This window comes from Azospirillum sp. B510 (assembly GCF_000010725.1).
GTDB classification, from domain to species: domain Bacteria; phylum Pseudomonadota; class Alphaproteobacteria; order Azospirillales; family Azospirillaceae; genus Azospirillum; species Azospirillum lipoferum_B.
In genome coordinates this window covers 428,368-451,086 of the sequence record NC_013856.1, presented here as the reverse complement: position 1 = coordinate 451,086, position 22,719 = coordinate 428,368, and the positions used below count along the sequence as shown (strand labels likewise).

Genomic DNA, 22,719 nt, shown 5'->3' with positions numbered 1-22,719 from the left:
CCGCGTCAGCGGCGCGGGTACCGCGTCCTTGACGGTCCCGAGCACGGTGCTGAACTGGCCGGCGGTCGGGCTGGACGAATGACCGTTCCCCTGGGTCACGCGCTTCTCTTCGCGGTCGGCGCGGAGGCCGCCGCATCATGGGGTCCGGAAGGCGAGGCGTCTCAATCTGTCTGGCGACCTGCCGGAGTTGCCCCCGGCGGTTCCGGACTCTCAACGAGATCGCCTCGCCCATCGTCCCCACGGGAACGATCCGGTTCGTCGCTGCCGACGAATTCGGTTGGTGGGCTTCTACATCGTCATGCGGCGACGGGCTCCTTACCCCAGCGGAACTCGCTGCCGTCCTGCCACATCCGATGCAGGATGACCGCGAGCTTGCGGGCGACGGCAACGCGTGCCCGGGCCATGCCGCGAGCCTTCGCGACCTTCATGCCCCAGGCCCGCAGGCTCGACCATTTCCGCGAGCGGACGAGCAGCGCGTGGGCCGCCTCATACAGGGCGGTTCGCGCCAGCTCGTCGCCACATCGGCTGATCCTTCCCTGGATATCGGTTTCCCCTGACTGGTAGCGCCGCGGCGTCAAGCCGAGATGGGCGCCGACATCGCGCGAGTGGCGGAAGCGCTCGGGCCGGTCCACCGTGGCGCGGAAGGCCAAGGCAGTCAGCGGGCCGACGCCGGGCACCGTCATCAGGCGGCGGCAGACCGTTTCGCCGCGTACGATCGTCAGAACCTGCCGGGTCAGGCGTGCCAGTTCGCCCAGCATGGTTTCGATGATCGTCAGCAGCGGTTCGGCCAAGGCCGCCAAGACGGCGTCGGAAGCCGCCAATTCGCGAACCCGGGCGGCGAATTGCTTGCGTCCGGGTGTTCCGAGCTTGATCCCGACCTCGCGCAGCAGCGCCCGCACACCGTTTTCGATGTCGCGCAACTTGTTCAGCACCAGGCGCCGGGCACTCAGCAACGCCCGCCAGGACCGGCATTGCGCGCTCTTGACGTGCACCGGTCGAAACCAGCCGGTCCGCACGATCTGCGCCAGCCCGCGGGCATCGTTGCGATCCGTCTTGATCGGCATCGCCCCCATCGCCGCCTTGGCTTGGCGCGTTTCCATGCAGACGACGGGCAGACCCGCCGCCGCCATCCGATCGTGAAGCCAAGCCGTCAGCGAACACGCTTCCAGACCGATCCGACCCATCGACAGGCCGACCCCCTCAAAGAAGCCGATCAACGCTTTCGGCTCGCTGGCAACCTTGGCCTCCTTCACCACCGCACCCTGCGCATCGATGATGCACACCGCAGTCTCTTCCAGCGAAACGTCCAGGCCGGCATAATACTCCATGGCGGCTCCTCCGTGATGCTTGTGGCCGTTGCACACGGACCACGTTCCCTCATCTCGTCTGGAGCAGCCACCTTCTCGGCGTGACCCCAATCACCCCATCTGTCCTGAAAGATTATTTCCTGGGGATGCGCCGGAGCATCAGCCGGATCATTGCGATGCGGATGAAGGCGACGGAGGTTCGGAGATAGAGTTCGTAATGGCGTACGAGGCGGCGGCAGCGTGTGAGCCATGACAGCGTTCGCTCGACCAGCCACCGCTTCGGGAGCACGACAAAGCCCTTGGCCTGATCGGAGCGTTTGACGATCTCCAGCCGTCAGTCGCCGGTCTCCTTCACCTTGCTGGCTGCGACTGAACCGCACCGGGTTTTCTGGAGGCCCCGTTTCTTGAGAGACTGGGTTCAACATGACGAAGCAAGCATCACCCAAATACGCGCCTGAAGTGCGCGAACGCGCGGTTCGCATGGTGTTTGACCACGAAGGCGAACACGCGTCGCAGTGGGCTGCGATCGGCTCGATCGCTGCGAAGATCGGCTGCACGGCGGAGACGTTGCGGGGCTGGGTCCGGCAGGCCGAACGTGACCAGGGCAAGCGGCCCGGTCCGACGACGGACGAGCAGGAGCGGATCAAGGCGCTGGAGCGTGAGAATCGCGAACTGCGCCAAGCGAACGAGATTCTGCGCAAGGCGTCGGCGTATTTTGCTCAGGCGGAGCTCGACCGCCCGTTCAAGAAATGATCGCCTTCATCGACGAGCATCGCGCCGTCCACGGGGTCGAGCCGACCTGCAAAGTGCTGCCGATCGCCCCGTCGAACCTACCGCGCCCATGCCGCCCGGCGGGCCGATCCGGCCAAGGCGCCGGCCCGCTCGCGAAGCGACGCGGAGCTGAGTTTGGCTATCCGACGGGTCTGGAATGAAAACTTCCAGGTCTACGGGGTGAGGAAAGTGTGGCGGCAGTTGCGGCGGGAGGGCTTCGACGTGGCGCGCTGCACGGTGGCTCGCCTGATGCGGTCCATGGGCTTGAAGGGGGCGATGCGCGGCAAGGCGGTGCGCACCACGATCAGCGACAAGGCGGCATCTTGCCCGCTCGACCGGGTGAACCGCCAGTTCCAGGCTTCTCGTCCGAATGCCTTGTGGGTGGCCGATTTCACCTACGTTGCCACATGGCAGGGCTTCGTCTACGTCGCCTTCGTCATCGACACCTTCGCCCGCCGCATCGTGGGCTGGCGGGTGTCGCGCACCGCCCACGCCGACTTCGTCCTGGATGCTTTGGAGCAGGCTCTGCATGACCGCCGGCCGACCAAGGGCAGCGGCCTCGTCCATCATTCCGATCGTGGATCGCAATATCTCGCCATTCGCTACACCGAACGCCTCACCGAAGCCGGCGTCGAGCCCTCCGTCGGCAGCATCGGCGATTCCTATGACAACGCTTTGGCCGAGACCATCAACGGCCTTTACAAGACCGAGGTGATCCGCCGCCGCGGGCCGTGGCGCACCCTGGAGGCTGTCGAGTTCGCTACCCTGGAATGGGTGGACTGGTTCAACCACCGACGCCTCCTCGAACCCATCGGCAACATTCCTCCCGCCGAGGCCGAAGCACGCTATTATGCCCAAACCGAGGACGTCCCTATGGCGGCGTGACTCAACCAAACCGGCCTCCGGGAAAACCGGCGCGGTTCAATTCGCCGCTGCCATAGCACATCGGAAAATGCGCCAAAATCCGCAACTGTAGTACTAGTGTTCTGACCGAAACAGACGATTCCCCTTTGTCGCGCGCTGTGCGAGTGTTGAGTCATGAGAACGGGGATTTTGTTCCAGCTCTCGCCTGAGGATCGGGCTCGGTTGGACAGGCTTGTGGCAGACCGGAACACCCGTCAAAAGCACGTTCGCCGTGCGCAGATCGTGCTGCTGACGGCTGAGGGTGTCGGGACGATGGAAATCATGGAGCGAACCGGGCAGTCGAAACCGACGGTCTGGCGCTGGCAGGCGCGGTTTGCCGAAGCGGGTGTGGACGGACTGCTGCGCGACAAGACGCGGCCACCGGGCAAAAAGCCGCTTTCGGAAGCAACGGTGCGTCAAGTGGTGACCAAGACGACCACGGAACGGCCTCCCGATGCGACGCATTGGAGTGCCCGGGCCATGGCCCGGGCCGTTGGGATCGCGGTCAGCAGCGTCCAGAAAATCTGGCAGGCCCATGGGCTGAAACCGCATCAGGTCCGGACCTTCAAACTATCCAACGATCCCGATTTCGAAGCCAAACTGGTCGATGTCGTCGGTCTCTACCTTAATCCGCCGGATCGGGCACTGGTGCTGTCGGTGGACGAGAAGAGCCAAATCCAGGCGCTGGACCGCACCCAGCCGGGATTGCCGTTGACGAAAGGGCGGGCAGGCACCCTGACCCATGACTACAAGCGCCATGGCACTACGACCCTGTTCGCCGCTCTGAACCTGCTGGACGGTCGGGTGATCGGGCGCTGCATGGACAAGCACCGGCATCAGGAGTTCATCAGATTCCTCGACACCATCGACGCCGACACGCCAGCCGACATCGACCTTCACCTGATCGTGGACAACTACGGCACCCACAAGCACGCCGAAGTCGCCGCCTGGCTTGAACGCCATCCCCGGTTCCACCTCCATTTCACGCCGACCGCGTCGTCCTGGCTGAACATGGTCGAGTGGTTCTTCGCCGAAATCACCCGCAAGCGCATTCGCCGTGGCGTCTTCAGGAGCGTCACCGATCTGGAGGTCGCGATTTACCGGTATCTTGCCGAACACAACGAGCATCCAAAGCCGTTCGTTTGGACGGCGACCACCAAGGAAATACTCGCCAAGGTCGAAAAAGCCAAAACCGCATTACGCCAAACCATCGGAACCAAACGTTAGAGTCGGAACACTAGAGCACGCTCAAGGCCGATGCTAAAGCACCCACTATTTTGCAGCCTACCCAACCATATCGCGGATGCGCCCGAATATTTCCAAAGTAATAAAAACAATCCTCACAATCAAATAGAACTTCGCCATGGCGTGTATCCTGTGAAAACAACCAATCCATGATGGATTGGTATTGAACACACGCTAGATGTCGAAAAATTTGCCTGTAAAGAAGATATTGCAGAAGCTCTCCATCCCAGCAGAGTACGACCATGGCGTAACCAGATTCAAAGCTCTTTCCCGCTGCACTGGCTTAGCGCATCGGTTTTGTGCCATGTAACCACACCGCTTAACTTGATTCTCGCATCATGGAGGCTGGCCAATCTCACAGGACATTAGGCTCAATCTCTCCAAGCCAGCCGCCAAAACCCGCTCAAGTCCGGCGTTCAAATACCCTCTTTCTTGCCAACTCCAATCACTATGTGGACATGTCAGCAGAACTGGAAACGCCGCAATTCTGCCGTTTCAGTTTAAGCCCCTACAGGTATATGGAAAATGAAATCCGTCTTCGACGGCATCCCCGCGAAATGACCGTTTCGGAGCCCGGGTATTTTAGGCAGGATCGCGTCATCGCGTTATCGCGTCTGGCGGAAGTTCTTGGCCAGGTCGCCGCTTGAAGGAATGTAGCCTGTCATGACAGAACCAATGGGCATTCTTGAAAGACGCCGCATCGAAGCGGAAATCCTGAAGCCGGTCTATGAGGAGATGGCCGCCCGTCTGGGCGAAGCCGCGGCGCAGGAGATTCTGGGGGCGGCGATCACCAAGGCGGCGCTGGCGGCCGCGCGGTCCTTCGCCGCCACCGAGCCGGAGGGGACCAGCCTCGGGAGCTTCGTCGATCTGCAAGCGCTGTGGACCAAGGACGACGCCTTGCGCCTGGAGGTCACGCGGCAGGACGACACGCATTTCGACTACAACGTCACGCGTTGCCGTTATGCCGAGATGTACAAGGAGATGGGGTTGGGGGCCATCGGACATCTGCTGTCCTGCAACCGCGACGCCGCCTTCTGCACCGGCTACGACCCGCGCATCACGATGGAGCGCACGCAGACCATCATGCAGGGAGCCGGGCATTGCGATTTCCGCTATCGCTTCAAGGCCGAGGATGAATGATCCGCCGCCCATTCCAGTCTTGACCGCCGTCCCGCAGCTTCCTAATATGATGCATCATACAGCGAATGATGGATCAGGAAAGCCGATGAGCGGGTTTGATCTCACCCTTCTCGACCATGACAATCTCGGCGGCACGATCTATCAGAAGCTGTGCGAGGCGCTGATGAAGGGGGCGTTCAAGCCGAACGACCGTCTCAAGATCCGCGATCTGGCGGAAAGGCTGGGGACCAGCGTCACACCGGTGCGCGATGCCATCCTGCGTCTGGTGCAGGATCAGGCTCTGGTGCTGCGCTCGCCGCGCGACATCCGCGTTCCGATGCTGTCGCGGGCGACCTATCTGGAGATCCGCGACATCCGCGTCCAACTGGAGGGGATGGCCGCCGCCCAGGCGGCCTTGAAGATCACGCCGGCCCGGATCGGTCAGTTGGAGGCCCTGCTGATACGCAACGAGGAGGCGATGGCTGCCGGGGACACCGCGCTTGCCACCGAACTCAACCAGATCTTCCATTTCAAACTGTCCGAGGCCGCCGCCATGCCGGTGCTCGGCGACATTCTGCGGCGGTTGTGGCTCCAGATGGGACCACTGATCGCCGACGTCTATGGTGGTGCCGGACGCATCATGATCGACCATCACTACCCATTGATGGACGCCATCCGCCGTCACGACGGCCCGGCCGCCGCCATCGCCATCCAGGCCGACATTCTGCTGGCCAGCGGCCCGATCCTCGAGCGGATCGACGCCATGACCCGGCCCCCGACACGGCAGGCGCTGGCATCATGATCGTCGTCCGCTTTGCCGTTTCCTAGGACCGGGTCATCCGTCATGATGATGCATCAAACAGCAAGACTTCGAGCAGCGAGGAGACACCGGCCATGACTGGGGCCCAGACAGCAGGCGATGTTCTGACCACCGTCGCGCCACCGATCCCGGTGAACGAGGCCGGCGTCATGATGCGGCGGCATTTCGGAGTGACCGGCACCGTCCGCGAGCTGAGCAGCGAGCGCGACCGCAACTTCCACGTCACCGCCGCCGGCGGGCAGGGCTCCGGTGGACAAGGCTTTGTTGGACAGAGCTTTGTGCTGAAATTCACCAATCCGGCCGAACCGCCGCTGGTCACCAGCTTCCAGACCGAGGCGATGCGGCATGTGGCGGTGCGTGACGCCACCCTGCCCGTCCCCCGCGTCGTGCCCACCCTGGACGGCGAGACCCAGGCGACGGTGGTGGTCGATGGCCACCCGATGATCCTGCGGCTGCTGACCTATCTGGACGGCACGCCGCTTCACGCCGCACCGGCGTCGCCGGGACAGATGCGGGCGCTGGGAACCACGCTGGCCCGGCTGGATCTGGCGCTGTCCGACTATCACCATCCGGGCTCGGAGCGCGATCTGCTGTGGGATATCACCCGCACCGTCAGCGTCGCCGACAAGCTGCGCTATCTGGCGGACGGCCCGCGCCGCCGGATGGTCGAGCGCTTCATCGCCCGCTTCGCCGATCAGGTCGATCCCCGCCTGCCCGCCCTGCGGCATCAGGTGATCCACAACGACCTCAATCCCCACAATGCGGTGGTCGATCCGGTCGGCTACGAAACGGTCACCGGCATCATCGATTTCGGCGACGCGCTGAAAGCCCCGCTGGTCAACGATCTGGCGACGGCGCTGGCCTATCACGTCACCAGCGGCGAGACGCCCTTCGGCTCGATGGTCGAGATGACCCGCGCCTATACCTCCGTGCTGCCGCTGGCGGCGGAGGAGGTGGAATTGCTGCCCGATCTGGTGGCGGCCCGTCTCGCCCTCGCCATCTCCATCACCAGTTGGCGCGCCGCCGAATATCCGGCGAATGCCGATTATATCCAGCGGAATTCCGAACGCGCCTTCGCCGGCCTGGAAAGGCTGACCGGCGACGAGGCCGCCACCGCGCACCGTCTGCTCCACCTCGCCTGCCAGGAAGTGTGACCCGCCATGACCATGATCAACGCCTACGCGCCCGACGCCGCCGCTCCCCTGCCCGACCGCGAGCGTGCCCTGATCGCCCGCCGTGAGAAGCTGCTCGGCCCGGCCTACCGGCTGTTCTACGCCGATCCGGTCCATGTCGTGCGCGGAGAGGGCGCCTCCCTCTATGACGCCGACGGCAACCGCTATCTCGACGCCTACAACAACGTCGCCTCGGTCGGCCATTGCCGGCCGGAGGTGGTGGAGGCGATGGCCAGACAGGCGGCGGTGCTGAACACCCACACCCGCTATCTGACCGACGGCATCCTCGACTTCGCCGAAGCCCTCCTGGCGGAGTTCCCGGCCGGGCTGTCGCATCTGATGATGACCTGCACCGGCAGCGAGGCCAATGATCTGGCGCTGCGCGTCGCCCGCGTCCACACCGGTGGGACCGGCGTGGTCATCGCGCACAACGCCTATCACGGCGTCACCTCGGCCCTGGCGGAGATGTCGCCGTCGCTGGGCGCCGCCGTGAAGCTGGGTGACCATGTCCGCGTTGTGCCGTCGCCCGACGGCTACCGCATTGCGGGCTCGGACGTCGGCGCCGCCTTTGCCCGCTCGGTGGAAGCGGCCATCGCCGACCTGCGGGAAAAGGGCATCGCCCCGGCGGCGCTGCTGGTCGACACCATCTTCTCCAGCAGCGGCGTCTACACCGACCCGGCCGGCTTCCTGGCCCCGGCGGTGGAGGTGATGCGCAAGGCCGGCGGCCTCTTCATCGCCGACGAGGTCCAGCCCGGCTTCGGCCGGCTCGGCACCCACATGTGGGGCTTCGCCCGCCATGGGCTTGTGCCCGACATCGTGACGCTGGGCAAGCCGATGGGCAACGGTCATCCGGTGGCGGGGGCCGTTTTCCGGCCCGAGGTGATCGAGGCGTTTGGCAAGAACCAGCGCTATTTCAACACCTTCGGCGGCAATCCGGTGTCTTGCGCCGTGGCGCATGCCGTGCTGCGCGTCATCAAGACGGAGCGGTTGCAGGAGAACGCCCTGGCCGTCGGCACCCGGATGCTTGACGGGCTGCGCGCCCTGGCCGCCAAGCACGACCTGATCGGCGACGTGCGCGGCAGCGGCCTGTTCATCGGCGTCGAGATGGTGCGCGACCGCGCCCTGAAGACCCCGGCGCCGGAGGAGACCGCCCGCGTGGTCAACGACATGCGCCGCCGCCGGGTGCTGATCAGCGCCACCGGGCAGGAGGGGCATATCCTGAAGATCCGTCCGCCGCTGGTCTTCTCGGCGCAGGATGCCGAGCTGTTCCTCGCCACGCTGGACGAGGTGCTGGCGGCGCTGTAACCCCCTGCCCTGCCAAAAAACGGCGCTCATGCCTGGAATTTCGGCGTGAGTGACCGAATCGCAGGCAGTTTCGGCGCGCCGGTCCGCCGGCCGGCGCGCAAATCCGCCGGATGCAAGGCCCCGCTGGTTGGCACGGGCTTTGCGAAGATGTTGGCGGAAAGCCGCTAGGGTTCCGGCCGGTCCGCAAGGTGATGCGGGTCCGGCGACTGGTCCGAGAGCGGCGACCTGTCCGGTGAACAGCGGACGGGCACACGGCGGGACAAAAGCCCGGGAGGTTCCGAACACGGAGGCGTGCAGCCCCGGTGGGACTTCCCCCTACGTCTGCACTCCTCCCTTCACGATGCTCCGGCCGGGACGACCCGGCCCGCGGTCCCGCCGGGATCGCGCCTGGAGCCTTTGCCGGGACGGCCCGGCACGGGAAGGAGGCAAGTCCGTGGACAGGCAGGATGTTCTTTACGAAGACGAGATCCCCGGCGGCAAGCATTGGTCCTTCACGATCCGGCGCGGCACGGTTCTGCGCCTGATCGACCGCGAGGGCGGCGCCAATGTCGGGATGCTGTTCTACAACCCGCAGAACCCGCTGGAGCGCTACAACGCCCCCGACACGCTGAAGTGCCAGCACAGCTTCAAGCTGACCGCCGGCCACTGCCTCTATTCCGACATGGGGCGCATCTTCTGCTCCATCATCGAGGACAGCGCCGGCTGGCACGACACGGTGTGCGGCAACTCCACCAAGGCGCTGGTGACGGAACGCTGGGGCCACAAGGACTACCAGACCCACCGCAACGACTGGACGCTGAACGGCCATGACAGCTTCCTGGTGGAAGCCGCCAAATACGGTTTGGGCCGCCGCGACCTCGCCGCCAACGTCAACTGGTTCAGCAAGGTGCGCACCGAGGAGGACGGCACGCTGGTTTTCGACCCGTCCGCCGCCAAAACCGGTGCCCATGTCGACCTGCGCTTCGAGATGGACACGCTGGTGCTGCTGCACACCTGCCCGCACCCGCTGAATCCCGCCGCCGACTATCCGCGCAAGCCCATCCTCTACCAGTTCCGCAAGGCCGAGCCGGTCGCCGGGGATGATGCCTGCAAAGGATCGCGGCCGGAGAACGGGCGCGGCTTCGCCAACAATCGCCTCTATCACCTGTGCGGCTGAGGGGCGCGACCATGACCAAGGCCAGCATGACGAAAGAAAGCACCCTGCGCCCCGAGGCCGCCGTCTATCGCAAGATTGTTCCGGCTGGCGATTACTGGATGGAGGTGGTCCGCAAGGGCCAGATTTTCCGCATCGTCGATCTGGAGGGCAACCAGGCCGCCGACACCCTGTTCTACAGCGCCGCCGACCCGGCCGAGCGCTACAGCGCCGTCGACACCATCCGCGAACAGCGCAATGTCTACCTCTCGGTGGGGACCAAGCTGATCTCCAGCCAGGGCAACTCGATGCTGGAGATCGTCGCCGACACCGTCGGCCGCCACGACACGCTGGGCGGCGCCTGCGCCAGCGAAAGCAACACGGTGCGCTATGCGCTGGAGAAGAAATGCATGCACGCCTGCCGTGACAGCTGGATGCTGGCGGTGGCGGAGAATGAGCAATTCGGCCTGACCAAGCGCGACATCACCCACAACATCAACTTCTTCATGAATGTGCCGGTCACGCCGGACGGCGGCCTGACCTTCGCCGACGGCGTCAGCGGCCCCGGCAAATATGTGGAGATGCGGGCGGAGATGGATGTGATCGTCCTGATCTCCAACTGCCCGCAGCTCAACAACCCTTGCAACGACTACAACCCGACACCCATCGAGGTGCTGGTTTGGGATCGGGCGTGAGGGGACCGGACATGTTCACCAAGGTCCTGATCGCCAACCGCGGCGAGATCGCCTGTCGCGTCATCCGCACGCTCGACCGCATGGGCATCGCCTCGGTCGCCGTGCATTCCGAGGCCGACGCCCAGTCCCTGCATGTGGCGCTGGCGGGGGAGGCCGTCCGCATCGGCCCCGCCGCGGTGTCGGAGAGCTATCTGAACGCCGAGCGCATCCTGGCGGCGGCGAAGGAGACCGGCGCCCAGGCGATCCATCCCGGCTATGGCTTCCTGTCGGAGAATCCCGGCTTCGCCGAGGCCTGTGCCGCCGCCGGCATCACCTTCATCGGGCCGACGCCGGAGCAGATGCGCGCCTTCGGGCTGAAGCACAGCGCCCGCGCGCTGGCGGAGCGCAGCGGCGTGCCGCTCTCTCCCGGCAGCGGCCTGCTGACCGATGCCGCGCATGCGCGGGCGGAGGCGGCCCGCATCGGCTATCCGGTGATGATCAAGAGCACGGCCGGCGGCGGCGGCATCGGCATGCAGCTGTGCCGGGAACCGGAAACGCTGGAACCGATGTTCGAGGCGGTCAGCCGGCTGTCGCGCAACAACTTCAAGGATGGCGGCGTCTTCCTGGAGAAGTTCATCGAACGCGCCCGTCACATCGAGGTGCAGATCTTCGGCGATGGACAGGGTGGCGTGGTGGCGCTGGGCGAGCGCGACTGCTCCGCCCAGCGGCGCAACCAGAAGGTCATCGAGGAGACGCCGGCCCCCGGCATCGGCGACGACCTGCGCCGCAAACTGTTCGACGCGGCGGAGCGGCTGGGCCGCGCCGTGAATTACCAGTCGGCCGGCACGGTGGAGTTCGTCTATGACGAGGCGGCGGGCGAGGCCTATTTCCTGGAGGTCAACACCCGCCTTCAGGTCGAGCATGGCGTGACCGAGGAGGTCACCGGCATCGACCTCGTCGAATGGATGATCCGGCAGGCGGCCGGCGAGGCGCTGCCGCTGGAGGATCATCGCAACAAGGCGCGGGGCGCCTCGATCCAGGTCCGGGTCTATGCCGAGGATCCCGGCCGCAATTTCCGCCCCTGCTCCGGCCTGTTGACCGAGGTGGTGTTCCCGGAAGGCGCCCGCGTCGAGACCTGGGTGGAACAGGGCAGCGAGGTGACGCCCTTCTACGATCCGCTGGTCGCCAAGATCATCGTGCGCGGCGAGGACCGCGCCGACGCCCTGGCGAAGCTGCGCGACGCGCTGGCCCGCTGCCGCCTGTCGGGGATCGAGACCAACCTCGCCTATCTGCGCCAGCTCGCCGCCGATCCGGTCTTCGCGGCCGGTGGCATCACCACCCGCTATCTGGAAACGGTGGCCTATGCGGCGCGCACGCTGGAGGTCGTCACCCCCGGCACGCTGACCACGGTGCAGGACCATCCCGGCCGCGTCGGCTATTGGGAGGTCGGCGTGCCGCCGTCGGGCCCGATGGATCCGCTGGCCTTCCGGCTCGGCAACCGCGCGCTCGGCAACCCGGACGGGGCGGCGGGGCTGGAGATCACCGTGTCCGGCCCGACGTTGCGCTTCAACGCCGAGGCGGTGGTCTGCCTGACCGGTGCGGCGATGCCGGCCGATCTCGACGGCGCGCCGGTGCCCTTCTGGCAGCCGGTCAGCGTGCCGGCGGGGGCCATGTTGCGTATCGGCACCGTCAGCGATGCCGGTTGCCGCGCCTATCTGCTGGTGCAAGGCGGGCTGGACGTGCCGGACTATCTCGGCAGCAAGTCCACCTTCACGCTCGGCAAATTCGGAGGGCATGGCGGGCGGGCGCTGCTGCCGGGCGACATCCTGCATCTCGGCGACATGCCGGCCGGTGCGGCGGAAGCGGTCTCCATGGAGGAGCGGCCGGCTTACGGACGGTATTGGGAAATCGGCGTCCTCTATGGCCCGCATGGTGCGCCGGATTTCTTCACCGACGACGACATCGCCACCTTCTTCGCCGCCGACTGGGAGGTGCATTACAATTCCAGCCGCACCGGCATCCGGCTGATCGGCCCGAAGCCGGCCTGGGCGCGCAAGGACGGCGGCGAGGCCGGGCTCCACCCGTCCAACATCCACGACAACGCCTATGCCATCGGCGCCATCGACTTCACCGGCGACATGCCGGTGATCCTCGGGCCGGACGGTCCCAGCCTGGGCGGCTTCGTCTGTCCGGCGACCATCGTCCATGCCGAGCTGTGGAAGATCGGCCAGCTGCGGCCGGGCGACACGGTGCGGTTCAAACGGCTGACGGCGGATGAGGCGACGAAGCTGGAGGAGGCAATCTTCCCCTCTCCCGTCCCGGGAGAGGGAGGGGCCCACGCGCAAGCGTGGGAGGGTGAGGGCGCATCCAAGACTCACGCGCCTGTTCCTTGCGCACCCCTCACCCGGCGCTCCGCGCCACCCTCTCCCGGGGCGGGAGAGGGAAAGAGCGACTCCCCCATCCTCCACCGCATCCCGGCGACCGCCAGCCGCCCGGCCGTGGTCTACCGCCGGGCCGGCGACAAGTATCTGCTGATCGAGTACGGCCCGCTGGTGCTGGACCTCGACCTGCGCTTCCGCGTCCATGCGCTCCAAACATGGTTGCGGGCGCAGGCGCTGCCGGGGATCCTCGACCTGACGCCGGGCATCCGCTCGCTCCAGATCCATTACGACAGCCGCCGGCTGCCGCTGGGCCCGCTGCTCGACCGGCTGGTCGGCGCCGAGGACGAGTTGGCGGCCATCGACGATCTGGAGGTGCCGACCCGCATCATCCACCTGCCGCTGTCCTGGGACGACGAGGCCACCCGCCTCGCGATCTCCAAATACATGCAGTCGGTGCGCGCCGACGCCCCCTGGTGCCCGAGCAACATCGAGTTCATCCGCCGCATCAACGGGCTGGACGACGTCGAGGCGGTGAAGCGCATCGTCTTCGACGCCAGCTATCTCGTGCTGGGTCTGGGGGACGTCTATCTCGGGGCGCCGGTGGCGACGCCGGTCGATCCGCGCCATCGCCTCGTCACCACCAAATACAACCCGGCCCGCACCTGGACGCCGGAGAACGCGGTGGGAATCGGCGGCGCCTACATGTGCGTCTATGGCATGGAGGGGCCGGGCGGCTACCAGTTCGTCGGCCGCACCTGCCAGATGTGGAACACCCACCGGACGACCGACGCCTTCGAGCCGGGCAAGCCCTGGCTGCTGCGCCATTTCGACCAGATCCGCTTCCATCCCGTCAGCCATGACGAGCTGATGGCCTTCCGCGCCGACTTCCCGCTCGGCCGGGCCAGTCTGCGCATCGAGGAGGAGAGCTTCCGTCTCGCCGACTATCGCCGCTTCCTGGCGGAGAACCGCGACGGCATCGCCGCCTTCAAGACGCGCCAGCAAACGGCCTTCGAGGCGGAGCGGGCGCGCTGGGAGGCGTCCGGCCAGATCGGCTACGCGGCGGAGCTGCCGGACGGCGCCGGTGCGGAGGCCGAAGCCGACCTGCCCCCCGGCGGCGAGGCGGTGCCGAGCCCGGTGCCGGGCAGCGTCTGGAAGATCGCAGCACGGCCGGGCAGCGCGGTCAAGGCCGGCGACCCGCTGCTGATCGTGGAATCGATGAAAATGGAAATCCCCGTCGCCGCGCCGATGGCCGGCACGGTCGCCGAGATCCGCTGCGCCGAGGGGCAGGCGGTGACGCTGGGCCAGACCCTGGCCGTCCTGCTGCCCGAAACCGCCTGAGGAAGACCATGATGACCAACACTCTGGAAATCGCGGCGCTCTCCGCCGCTTATGCCGACGGCAGCCTGACGCCCGAGGCGGTGCTGGACGAGGTCTATGCCCGCATTGCCGCGCATGGGGAACGCCCGGTGTGGATCCACCTCGTGCCGCGCGAGGATGCCGGCCGGCAACTGGAGGCCGCAGGCGCCCGCAAGGCGGCGGGGGCGCAGCTGCCGCTCTTCGGCATCCCCTTCGCGATCAAGGACAATATCGACGCCGCCGGCCTGCCGACCACCGCCGGCTGTCCCGATTTCGCCTTCGTCCCCGACCGCTCGGCCACCGTGGTGCGGCGGCTGGTCGAGGCCGGCGCCATCCTGATCGGCAAGACCAACCTCGACCAGTTCGCCACCGGGCTGGTCGGCACGCGATCGCCCTATGGCGCCTGCTCGTCGGTGTTCGACGAGCGTTACGTGTCGGGCGGATCGAGCGCCGGGTCGGGCGTCGCCGTCGGGGCGGGGCTGGTCAGCTTCGCGCTCGGCACCGACACGGCGGGATCGGGACGGGTGCCGGCCGCCTTCAACAACATCGTCGGGCTGAAGCCGACCAAGGGGCTGGTCAGCGCCTCGGGCGTGGTCCCCGCCTGCCGCACCCAGGACGTGGTGTCGATTTTCGCCGGCACGGCGGGCGACGCGCTGGCGGTGCTGCGGGTGGCCGGCACCTATGACGAAACCGACGCCTATTCCCGCATGGCCCCGCCCGGCGCGGTGCAACCGGCGGCGTGGCCGGTGGGCTTCCGCTTCGGCGTGCCGGCGGACGGGCTGGAGTTCTTCGGCGACGAGGCGGCGGCCTCCCTGTTCCGCTCCGCCGTCGAGCGGTTGACCGCGCTGGGCGGCACGGCGGTGGAGGTGGACTTCACCCCCTTCCGCGATGCCGCGCAGCTGCTCTATTCCGGCCCCTGGGTGGCGGAGCGGCTGGCCGCCATCCGCGATTTCGCCGAGACGAAGCCCGACTCCATCCATCCCGTGGTGCGCGGCATCGTGCTGGGGGCGGCGAAGATCGGCGCGGCCGACGCCTTCGCCGGCTTCTACCGGCTGGCCGAGCTGACCCGCCGGGCCGAGGCGGAATGGGCGAAAATGGATGTCTTCCTGCTGCCCACCACCGGCACGACCTATACCATCGCGGAACTGCTGGCCGATCCGGTGCGGCTGAACAGCAACCTTGGCCTCTACACGAATTTCGTGAACCTGATGGACCTGTCGGCCATCGCCGTACCGGCCGGTTTCCGCGAAGACGGTCCGAAAAAGGGCCTGCCCTTCGGCGTGACGCTGATCGGCCGGGCTTTCGCCGACGGGGCGCTGGCGGCGCTGGCCGACCGCTTCCACCGCGCCCAGGCGCTGCCGATCGGCGGCACCGGTCAGATTCCGACCGGGCCGGCGCTGAACCTGACGGCGCCGGCCCCCGGCACGGTGCGCCTTGCCGTCGTCGGCGCCCATCTGACCGGCCAGCCGTTGAATCACCAGCTGACCGGCCGGCAGGCCCGTCTGGTCGGCACGACGCGGACGGCCGCCGGCTACCGCCTTTATGCGCTGGCCGGCACCAGTCCGGCCAAACCGGGACTGGTCCGCGATCCGGACGGGGCCGGCGGCATCGAGCTGGAGGTTTGGGAACTGGCCGAGGCCGCCTTCGGCAGCTTCGTCGCCGAAGTGCCGGCGCCGATGACGATCGGCACGGTGACGCTGGAGGACGATACCGCCGTCAAGGGCTTCCTGTGCGAACCCATCGCGCTGACGGGTGCCGAGGATATCACCGCCTACGGCGGCTGGCGCCGCTGGCTGGCACGCTGACCACACGCTGACGACATTCAACGGGAAGGGGAATTTGATGATGCGGACCTTGCTCAAGCGCGTCGTGTTCGGCGTTGCCCTCGCCGCCACTGTTGCGGCCGTCCAGTCGCCGGCCGTGGCGGCGGAGAAGAAGAGTTTCCGCGTGGCGTGGTCGATCTACGCCGGCTGGATGCCGTGGGGCTATGCCGCGGACAGCGGCATCATGAAGAAATGGGCCGACAAATACGGCATCAAGGTCGAGATCGTGCAGATCAACGACTATGTCGAATCGATCAACCAATACACCGCCGGCGCCTTCGACGGCTGCGTCATGACCAACATGGATGCGCTGACCATCCCGGCGGCGGGCGGTGTCGACTCGACCGCCGTGATCACCGGTGACTATTCCAGCGGCAATGACGGCATCGTCCTGAAGAAGGGCAAGACCCTGAAGGACATCAAGGGCCAGAAGGTCAATCTGGTCCAGCTGTCGGTGTCGCATTACCTGCTGGCGCGCGGGCTGGAGTCGGTGGGGTTGCGCGAGAAGGACGTGACGGTGGTCAACACCGCCGACGCCGACATCGTGTCGGCCTTCACCTCATCGCCCGACGTCACCGCCACCGTCACCTGGAACCCGCAGTTGAGCGAGGTCGCCAAGGCCCAGGGCGCCACCATGGTGTTCGACAGCTCCAAGGTGCCGGGCGAGATCATGGACCTGATGGTCGTCAACTCCGCCACCATGAAGGACAACCCGGCCTTCGCCAAGGCGCTGGTCGGCGCCTGGTACGAGATCATGGGGCTGATGACCAGGCCCGACACGGCGGAGGGCAAGGCGGCGCTGGAGGCGATGGCCAAGGCGTCCGGCACCGACCTGGCCGGCTACAAGCAGCAGCTGGTCACGACGAGGATGTTCTACAGCCCGGCCGACGCGGTGGGCTTCGCCACCGGATCCGATCTGGTCAAGACCATGGATCTGGTGCGCAACTTCTCCTTCGACCATGGGTTGCTGGGCGAGGGCGCCCGCAGCCGCGACGCGGTCGGCATCGCCTTTCCCGGCGGCACCGTGTTGGGCGACGCCAAGAACGTGAAGCTGCGCTTCGACGCCGAGGTGATGAAGCAAGCCGCCGCCGGGGCGCTCTGACCGATGCGCCGGATCATCAACCGGCGGCCGGGGCGCGGGGGCATCGTCTTCTGGGGTGCCCTCCCCTTCCTGGGCGCGGCGGCGCTCTATGCCGTCGCCTCCGCCCTGCGGCTGGCCGAGAATCCGAACGACAAGCTGCTGCCGCCGCTGTCGGCGATGGCGGCGGCGGTCGCGCGGATCGCCTTCACCCCCGACGCCCGCACCGGCGACTACCTGATGTGGGCGGACACGCTGGCCAGCCTGCACCGGCTCGGTCTCGGCCTCGGGGTGGCGACGGCGGCGGCGCTGGTGATCGGCATCGCCATGGGGCTGATCCCCTATGTGCGGGTGGGCCTGTCGCCCTTCGTCGCCATCCTGTCGATGGTGCCGCCGATGGCGGTGCTGCCGGTGCTGTTCATCGTCTTCGGCCTGGACGAGCTGTCCAAGGTGGTGCTGATCGTGGTCGGGGTGGCGCCCTTCCTGATCCGCGACCTCGCCATGCGCACCGGCGAGCTGCCGGCCGAGCAGATCATCAAGGCGCAGACGCTGGGCGGCAGCACTTGGCAGATCGTGCTGCGGGTGGTGTTGCCGCAGATGCTGCCGCGGCTGGTCGACGCGGTGCGGCTGTCGCTCGGCCCGGCCTGGCTGTTCCTGATCTCGGCGGAGGCGATCGCCGCGACCGAGGGGCTGGGCTACCGCATCTTCCTGGTGCGGCGTTATCTGGCGATGGACGTCATCCTGCCCTATGTCGCCTGGATCACGCTGCTGGCCTTCGTCTCGGACTATCTGCTGCGCCTGTTCAACGCCCGCTGTTTTCCCTGGCTGAAGGCCGGAAAGGGGGCCGCATGAGCCATGTGTCCGTCCGCGGCCTGTGGAAGGAATATCCGGGTCAGGTGGTGCTGGAGCGCGTCGATCTGGAAATCCCGTCCGGCGAGTTCTGCGCCATGGTCGGCCCGTCCGGCTGCGGCAAGACCACCTTCCTGCGCATGCTGCTGGGCCAGGAAAGGCCGACACGCGGCGGCATCCTCCTCGACGGCCGGCCGCTGGAGGCCGAACCCGGCCCGGATCGCGGGGTGGTGTTCCAGCGCTATTCGGTCTTTCCCCATCTGACGGTGCTGGAGAATGTCATCCTCGGTCGCGAGTTCGAGGCTTCGCGCTTGCTCGGCCGGCTGTTCGGCGCCCGCCGCCGCGCCGCCGTGGAGGAGGCGACGGGGATTCTGGCGGCGGTCGGGCTCGGCGACCATCTGCGCAAATATCCGGCGGAGCTGTCGGGCGGCATGCAGCAGCGCCTCGCCATCGCCCAGGCGCTGATCCTGAAGCCGAAAATCCTGCTGCTGGACGAGCCGTTCGGCGCGCTCGACGCCGGCACCAAGGCGCAGATGTACGAGTTGCTGCTCGGCCTGTGGGCGGACCGCAGAATGACCGTCTTCATGGTCACCCATGACCTGAAGGAGGGTTTCACGCTGGCGACCCGCGTGCTCGCCTTCGACAAGGTGCGGATCGATCCGACCGATCCCGGCGCCTATGGCGCGCGGATCACCTATGATCTGCTGCTGACCGAAAAGGCGGCGGTCCGGGCAAGGCTCGCCGCCGCGGGCGGGCGGGCGCAGGGTTTGGGCGCGCAGGGTTTGGCGGACCGCCGTGACGCGCCTGTTGCGGCGGCTTGAGACCGCCGGGGCGGCGCTGCACGGCCTGTTGCGGGCCCGTGCCACCGCCGCCCATCCCTGGCTGTTCACCGCAGCACCCCGGCCCGGCCGGCGGCATGGCGCGGCCGGCTGAGGCGGCGGCCCGAACGGACCGGCGGGGATCAGCCCCGCCGCAGCTCCAACGCCTTGGCGGCGAGGCAGAGGATCTCGAACAGCATCTGCGCCCCGGCCTGGGCGGTGTTGGTGTTGGCGTCATATTGCGGCGCCACCTCGACCACGTCGCCGCCGATGACGTCGAGCCCGTTCAGGCCGCGCAGGATCTCGATGGCCTCCCGCGTGGTCAGCCCGCCGATCTCCGGCGTGCCGGTGCCGGGGGCGAAGACCGGGTCGAGGCAATCGACGTCGAAGGAGACATAGACCGGCCCGTCGCCGGCCACCTTGCGGGCCTGCTCGATCACCGCGGGAATGCCGAGCTGCGCCACCTCCTCGGCATGGATCACCGTCATTCCGGATTCGTAGGAGAACTCCCACAGATATTCGGAGCTGCCGCGGATGCCGATCTGCACCGTGCGTTCCGGGTCGAGCACACCGTCGAGCACCGCTTGGCGGAAGGGGCCGCCATGGTGGAACTTGGAGCCCTCATAGGGGCCGCTGGTGTCGCAATGGGCGTCGAAATGGATCATGCCGACCGGGCGTTCGCGGCCCAGCGCCTTCAGGATCGACTGGCTGATCGAATGATCGCCGCCGACCGACAGCGGGATCACCCCGGCCTCCCTCACCTTGTCATAGAAGCTCTCGATGTCGTGGTGGCAGGCTTCCAGGTCGAAGCGGCTGGACAGCGGTACGTCGCCGATATCGGCCAGCCGGCAGGCCGCCGACGGCACCATCCGCAGGACATGGTTGTAGGGGCCGATCCGTTCGATCGTCCGCAGCGCCCGCGGGCCGAAGCGGGCGCCCGACCGGTTGGTCACGCCCAGATCCATCGGCACGCCGATCAGCGCCACCTCCAGCCCGCCGAAATCCGGCTGGGCGGCGGCATCCGGGTCGTACGGCGCGTTCAGCAGGGTCGGCACGCCGGAGAAGGGCTGTTTGCGCCGTCCGCCGGAGAATTGCAGGGCGGCGACCTGCTTGAATTCCGGCGAATGGATGTCGGAGCCGCCGCCGCCGCTGTATTTCTCGCGCAGACGGTTGAGCTTGTCCGGATCGATCATTTTGAGGGAACTCTCCTGTTGGAAGGTCGGTCGTGCCGGGCCGGTCAGTCCTGCCGGTTCCAGGCGCCGAGCAGGCGCGGCAGGTCGCCGAACCGGGCGATCAGCCCGAAGACGGCGGCGGTCAGCAGCACGAACAGCACGGTGACGGACGCCATGGTCGGCGTGTAGCCGTAACGCAGGGCGTTGAAGATCTTGATCGGCAGCGTCTCCAGCGTGAAGCCGGCGACCATGTAGGCGACGATGTATTCGTTGAGCGACAGGACGAAGGCGAAGGCGAAGCCGGAGATCATATAGGGCCGCACCAGCGGCATCACCACCGTCCGCAGCACGGTGCGGTCGTCGGCCCCCATGGTGGAGGCGGCCTCGACATAGCTGCGGTCCACCGCGCCGAAGCCGAGCGACAGGGTGACCAGCGGCAGCGTGACGAAGAAGATGGCATGGCTGACCACCACCGTCCACGGCTCGCCATACTGGCCGAAGGTCGCCCAGAAGCTGAGGAAGCCCAGCGCGGTGATCACCGGCGGCAGGATGAAGGGCGTCATCCCCAGCATCTCGAACACCCGCGCCCAGGGTGCGCGCCAGCGCCAGATGAACCAGGCGATCGGAAAGGCGATGGCGACCGCCAGGGCCGCCGAGAGGGCGGCCACCACCAGGCTGGTGATCAGCGCGCCGCGCCAGCCGGGATCGGTGAAGATCTCGGCATACCAAGCCAGGGACAAGCCCTTGGGCGGGAAGTCGAGCGAACGCTTGGCGTTCAGCGACACCCCCGCCACAACCAGGATGGGCGCTGCCAGGACAAGGCCGACCAGCCCGGCCATCAGGCTGTTGAGCCAGCGCGTCATCACGCCTCCTCCTTGCGTCCGGCCAGCAGCGACAGCCCGATCAGCGCCAGACTGACCAGCACCAGGAAGACCGCCATCGCCGCCGCGAACGGCATGTTGGATTGATAGATCGCCTGATCGGTGATCAGCACCGACAGGGTCCAGTGCTGCGGCCGTCCCAGCAGCTGCGGCAGCAGATAGCTGCCGAGCGCGAAGACGAAGGCCATGATCAGGGTCGCCACGATGGTGTTGCGCTGCGACGGCACCACCACCGTGAAGAAGGCCTTCAGCGGCGAGGCGCCCAGCGTCCGCGACGCCTCCACCAGGGCCGGATCCAGCCGGGCGAGCGCCGGATAGAGCACCAGCACGGTGTAGGGGAAGGCCTGATAGACCATGCCGGCGAGCAGCGCGCCGAAGCTGGGCGACAGCGATTGCGGCTCCGCCATCAGCCCGACCGCCACCAGCAGGTTGGTGATGCCGGCGGTGCGCGACAGCAGCGTCGACCAGGCGAAGCCGATGATCACCTCCGACAGCGACAGGATCGACAGCAGGAAGACCAGCCACCGCACCTGTGCCGCCCGCGGCAGCCGCGCCAAGCGGTAGGTGAAGGGAAAGCCGATGCCGACCGCCACCGCCGCCACCAGCGCCGCCAGCTCCAGTGAGAAGGACAGCACCCCGCCGAAAAAGGCGCTGAGGAAGCGCTCGTAGTTGGCGAGGACGAAATCGGGCTCGTAGAAGCCGCCGGGGATGCGACGGGCGACGCTGACCGCGATCATCAGCCCGAAGGGGATGACGAAGAAGACGATCAGCATCAGGGCCGGAAACAGGATCGGCGCATGCTCGCCAAGGCTGCGCGGGGCGCGGCGGATCATGACGGCAGCCCCTCCGCCGCGCCGCCGGCCGGCGGCAGGACGACGCAGGCCTCGGCCGGAATCTCGACGATGACGGCGCTTCCCGGCTCGACCGCCGGGCGGTCCTGCGGACGGGTCAGCGCCACGATCTCCCGCCCGGCCACCTCGACGCGGAATTCGACGCTGGCGCCGAGATCGCGGACGAAGGACAGGGTGCCGGGCAGCCGGTTGGCCCCGGCGGGGACGGACGCCGGATGCAGCAGCACCTCCTCCGGCCGGACCGACAGCAGGGTACGACCCTGCGGCGGCAGGCCGGCGAGAGCCAGCTCGCCGCCGGGAACGGACGCGCGGCCGGGGGCGGTCACCGTTCCCTCCAGCAGGTTGGTCATGCCAATGAAATCGGCGACGAAGGCGTCGGCGGGCCGGCGGTAGACCTCCATCGGCGGAGCGGCCTGACGGATTTGCCCCTCCGACATCACCACCACCAGATCGGCCATCGTCATCGCCTCGCGCTGGTCGTGGGTGACGACGATGGTGGTGATGCCGAGCCGCCGTTGCAGTTGCTTGAGCTCGATCTGCATCGCCTCGCGCAGCTTGGCGTCGAGGGCGGACAGCGGTTCGTCGAGCAGGAACAGCTTCGGCTCCAGCGCCAGGGCGCGGGCGATGGCGACGCGCTGGCGCTGGCCGCCCGACAGGCGCGACACCGGGCGGTCGACCATGCCGGGCAGGCGCACCAGCTCCAGCAGGCTTTCCGCCTTGCGACGGCGCTCGTCGGCGGGAACGCCGCGGATGCGCAGGGGATAGGCGATGTTCTCGCCCGCCGTCAGATGGGGGAACAGGGCCAGCGACTGGAACACCATGCCGAAATCCCGCTTGTGGGCGGGAGCGGTGGTGATGTCGCGGTCGTCGATCAGCAGCCGGCCGCCGGAGGGTTCCTCCAGCCCGGCGATCATCCGCATCAAGGTGGTCTTGCCGCAGCCGGAGGGCCCCAGCAGGCAGACGAACTGCCCGTGCGGAATGCGCAGGCTCGCCCCCCGCACGGCGGTGAAGGTGCCGTAACGCTTGGCGAGTCCGTCGAGAACGAGGGCTGACATCGGTTGG

18 protein-coding genes, 2 pseudogenes, 1 riboswitch and 1 other annotated feature are annotated in these 22,719 nt (G+C 67.3%); of the genes and pseudogenes, 14 read left to right on the top strand and 6 right to left on the bottom strand.

Annotation, left to right across the window (positions count from 1 at the left end; genetic code table 11):
* Positions 1 to 296: 296 nt before the first annotated feature.
* On the bottom strand, positions 297 to 1,328 hold the full coding sequence (locus tag AZL_RS23365) for an IS110-like element ISAzs32 family transposase (RefSeq protein ID WP_012976683.1): 1,032 nt from the start codon (positions 1,326 to 1,328) through the stop codon (positions 297 to 299).
* Positions 1,329 to 1,440: 112 nt separating this feature from the next.
* Positions 1,441 to 1,638 (bottom strand): annotated as a pseudogene (locus AZL_RS34700) (transposase); the annotation flags it as partial.
* Positions 1,639 to 1,730: 92 nt separating this feature from the next.
* On the opposite strand from AZL_RS34700, the pseudogene AZL_RS23355 reads away from it, so the two are divergent.
* From AZL_RS23355 to AZL_RS36410, 14 genes and pseudogenes are all read left to right on the top strand, one after another.
* Positions 1,731 to 2,963, top strand: a pseudogene (locus tag AZL_RS23355) (IS3 family transposase).
* Positions 2,015 to 2,131: a sequence feature (AL1L pseudoknot), on the top strand. (Overlaps the previous pseudogene by 117 nt.)
* 153 nt (positions 2,964 to 3,116) lie before the next feature.
* Positions 3,117 to 4,208, top strand: coding sequence for an IS630-like element ISAzs31 family transposase (locus AZL_RS23350; protein WP_012976907.1), 1,092 nt, complete (start codon positions 3,117 to 3,119; stop codon positions 4,206 to 4,208).
* A 681-nt stretch (positions 4,209 to 4,889) separates the two neighbouring features.
* Entirely contained in the window at positions 4,890 to 5,366 is a 477-nt protein-coding gene (locus AZL_RS23345) for an L-2-amino-thiazoline-4-carboxylic acid hydrolase (protein WP_012976906.1), read from the top strand.
* Positions 5,367 to 5,451: 85 nt separating this feature from the next.
* Positions 5,452 to 6,147 carry a GntR family transcriptional regulator gene (locus tag AZL_RS23340; protein ID WP_042445133.1) on the top strand — a complete coding sequence of 232 codons (696 nt, stop codon included), beginning with the start codon at positions 5,452 to 5,454 and terminating at the stop codon, positions 6,145 to 6,147.
* Positions 6,148 to 6,239: 92 nt separating this feature from the next.
* The gene (locus AZL_RS23335) at positions 6,240 to 7,319 is read left to right on the top strand and encodes a phosphotransferase (RefSeq protein WP_012976904.1); all 1,080 of its coding nucleotides are present in this window, start codon (positions 6,240 to 6,242) and stop codon (positions 7,317 to 7,319) included.
* 6 nt (positions 7,320 to 7,325) lie between these two features.
* Positions 7,326 to 8,642: an aspartate aminotransferase family protein gene (locus AZL_RS23330; RefSeq protein WP_012976903.1), complete on the top strand. Its 1,317-nt coding sequence runs from the start codon at positions 7,326 to 7,328 to the stop codon at positions 8,640 to 8,642.
* Between the two features lie 153 nt (positions 8,643 to 8,795).
* Positions 8,796 to 8,918, top strand: a riboswitch (guanidine-I (ykkC/yxkD leader).
* Between the two features lie 157 nt (positions 8,919 to 9,075).
* The gene (locus AZL_RS23325; protein WP_012976902.1) at positions 9,076 to 9,798 is read left to right on the top strand and encodes an urea amidolyase associated protein UAAP1; all 723 of its coding nucleotides are present in this window, start codon (positions 9,076 to 9,078) and stop codon (positions 9,796 to 9,798) included.
* Positions 9,799 to 9,824: 26 nt separating this feature from the next.
* Positions 9,825 to 10,469: an urea amidolyase associated protein UAAP2 gene (locus AZL_RS23320; protein ID WP_012976901.1), complete on the top strand. Its 645-nt coding sequence runs from the start codon at positions 9,825 to 9,827 to the stop codon at positions 10,467 to 10,469.
* 11 nt (positions 10,470 to 10,480) lie between these two features.
* Positions 10,481 to 14,167 carry an urea carboxylase gene (gene uca / locus AZL_RS23315; protein ID WP_012976900.1) on the top strand — a complete coding sequence of 1,229 codons (3,687 nt, stop codon included), beginning with the start codon at positions 10,481 to 10,483 and terminating at the stop codon, positions 14,165 to 14,167.
* A gap of 8 nt (positions 14,168 to 14,175) precedes the next feature.
* Positions 14,176 to 15,990, top strand: coding sequence for an allophanate hydrolase (gene atzF / locus AZL_RS23310; RefSeq protein ID WP_012976899.1), 1,815 nt, complete (start codon positions 14,176 to 14,178; stop codon positions 15,988 to 15,990).
* Between the two features lie 40 nt (positions 15,991 to 16,030).
* Complete coding sequence (locus tag AZL_RS23305) at positions 16,031 to 17,110, top strand: putative urea ABC transporter substrate-binding protein (protein ID WP_012976898.1); 1,080 nt, start codon at positions 16,031 to 16,033, stop codon at positions 17,108 to 17,110.
* 3 nt (positions 17,111 to 17,113) lie between these two features.
* Positions 17,114 to 17,938, top strand: a complete 825-nt coding sequence (locus AZL_RS23300; protein ID WP_012976897.1) for an ABC transporter permease — start codon at positions 17,114 to 17,116, stop codon at positions 17,936 to 17,938.
* Entirely contained in the window at positions 17,935 to 18,756 is an 822-nt protein-coding gene (locus AZL_RS23295; protein ID WP_012976896.1) for an ATP-binding cassette domain-containing protein, read from the top strand. Before AZL_RS23300 ends, AZL_RS23295 begins: the two co-directional genes overlap by 4 nt.
* Complete coding sequence (locus tag AZL_RS36410) at positions 18,731 to 18,868, top strand: hypothetical protein (RefSeq protein ID WP_158306010.1); 138 nt, start codon at positions 18,731 to 18,733, stop codon at positions 18,866 to 18,868. Before AZL_RS23295 ends, AZL_RS36410 begins: the two co-directional genes overlap by 26 nt.
* Positions 18,869 to 18,896: 28 nt before the next feature.
* Here the strand turns inward: AZL_RS36410 and speB are convergent, their stop codons facing one another.
* From speB to AZL_RS23275, 4 genes are read right to left on the bottom strand one after another with little or no spacing between them, the layout of a single operon-like run.
* A complete protein-coding gene (speB, locus tag AZL_RS23290) occupies positions 18,897 to 19,946 on the bottom strand; it encodes an agmatinase (protein ID WP_012976895.1) in 1,050 nt (349 codons plus the stop codon).
* 44 nt (positions 19,947 to 19,990) lie between these two features.
* Positions 19,991 to 20,788, bottom strand: a complete 798-nt coding sequence (locus tag AZL_RS23285) for an ABC transporter permease (protein ID WP_012976894.1) — start codon at positions 20,786 to 20,788, stop codon at positions 19,991 to 19,993.
* Positions 20,788 to 21,639, bottom strand: a complete 852-nt coding sequence (locus tag AZL_RS23280) for an ABC transporter permease (RefSeq protein ID WP_012976893.1) — start codon at positions 21,637 to 21,639, stop codon at positions 20,788 to 20,790. Before AZL_RS23280 ends, AZL_RS23285 begins: the two co-directional genes overlap by 1 nt.
* On the bottom strand, positions 21,636 to 22,712 hold the full coding sequence (locus tag AZL_RS23275) for an ABC transporter ATP-binding protein (protein ID WP_012976892.1): 1,077 nt from the start codon (positions 22,710 to 22,712) through the stop codon (positions 21,636 to 21,638). The genes AZL_RS23280 and AZL_RS23275 overlap by 4 nt, the downstream gene beginning before the upstream one ends.
* Positions 22,713 to 22,719 lie beyond the last annotated feature (7 nt).

Bases quoted from the DNA above. Each gene is read 5' to 3' on its own strand.
- AZL_RS23365 (WP_012976683.1), bottom strand. From the start codon at position 1,328: ATGGAGTATTATGCCGGCCTGGACGTTTCGCTGGAAGAGACTGCGGTG.
- AZL_RS23350 (WP_012976907.1), top strand. From the start codon at position 3,117: ATGAGAACGGGGATTTTGTTCCAGCTCTCGCCTGAGGATCGGGCTCGG.
- AZL_RS23345 (WP_012976906.1), top strand. From the start codon at position 4,890: ATGACAGAACCAATGGGCATTCTTGAAAGACGCCGCATCGAAGCGGAA.
- AZL_RS23340 (WP_042445133.1), top strand. From the start codon at position 5,452: ATGAGCGGGTTTGATCTCACCCTTCTCGACCATGACAATCTCGGCGGC.
- AZL_RS23335 (WP_012976904.1), top strand. From the start codon at position 6,240: ATGACTGGGGCCCAGACAGCAGGCGATGTTCTGACCACCGTCGCGCCA.
- AZL_RS23330 (WP_012976903.1), top strand. From the start codon at position 7,326: ATGACCATGATCAACGCCTACGCGCCCGACGCCGCCGCTCCCCTGCCC.
- AZL_RS23320 (WP_012976901.1), top strand. From the start codon at position 9,825: ATGACGAAAGAAAGCACCCTGCGCCCCGAGGCCGCCGTCTATCGCAAG.
- uca (WP_012976900.1), top strand. From the start codon at position 10,481: ATGTTCACCAAGGTCCTGATCGCCAACCGCGGCGAGATCGCCTGTCGC.
- atzF (WP_012976899.1), top strand. From the start codon at position 14,176: ATGATGACCAACACTCTGGAAATCGCGGCGCTCTCCGCCGCTTATGCC.
- AZL_RS23305 (WP_012976898.1), top strand. From the start codon at position 16,031: ATGCGGACCTTGCTCAAGCGCGTCGTGTTCGGCGTTGCCCTCGCCGCC.
- AZL_RS23300 (WP_012976897.1), top strand. From the start codon at position 17,114: ATGCGCCGGATCATCAACCGGCGGCCGGGGCGCGGGGGCATCGTCTTC.
- AZL_RS23295 (WP_012976896.1), top strand. From the start codon at position 17,935: ATGAGCCATGTGTCCGTCCGCGGCCTGTGGAAGGAATATCCGGGTCAG.
- speB (WP_012976895.1), bottom strand. From the start codon at position 19,946: ATGATCGATCCGGACAAGCTCAACCGTCTGCGCGAGAAATACAGCGGC.
- AZL_RS23285 (WP_012976894.1), bottom strand. From the start codon at position 20,788: ATGACGCGCTGGCTCAACAGCCTGATGGCCGGGCTGGTCGGCCTTGTC.
- AZL_RS23280 (WP_012976893.1), bottom strand. From the start codon at position 21,639: ATGATCCGCCGCGCCCCGCGCAGCCTTGGCGAGCATGCGCCGATCCTG.
- AZL_RS23275 (WP_012976892.1), bottom strand. From the start codon at position 22,712: ATGTCAGCCCTCGTTCTCGACGGACTCGCCAAGCGTTACGGCACCTTC.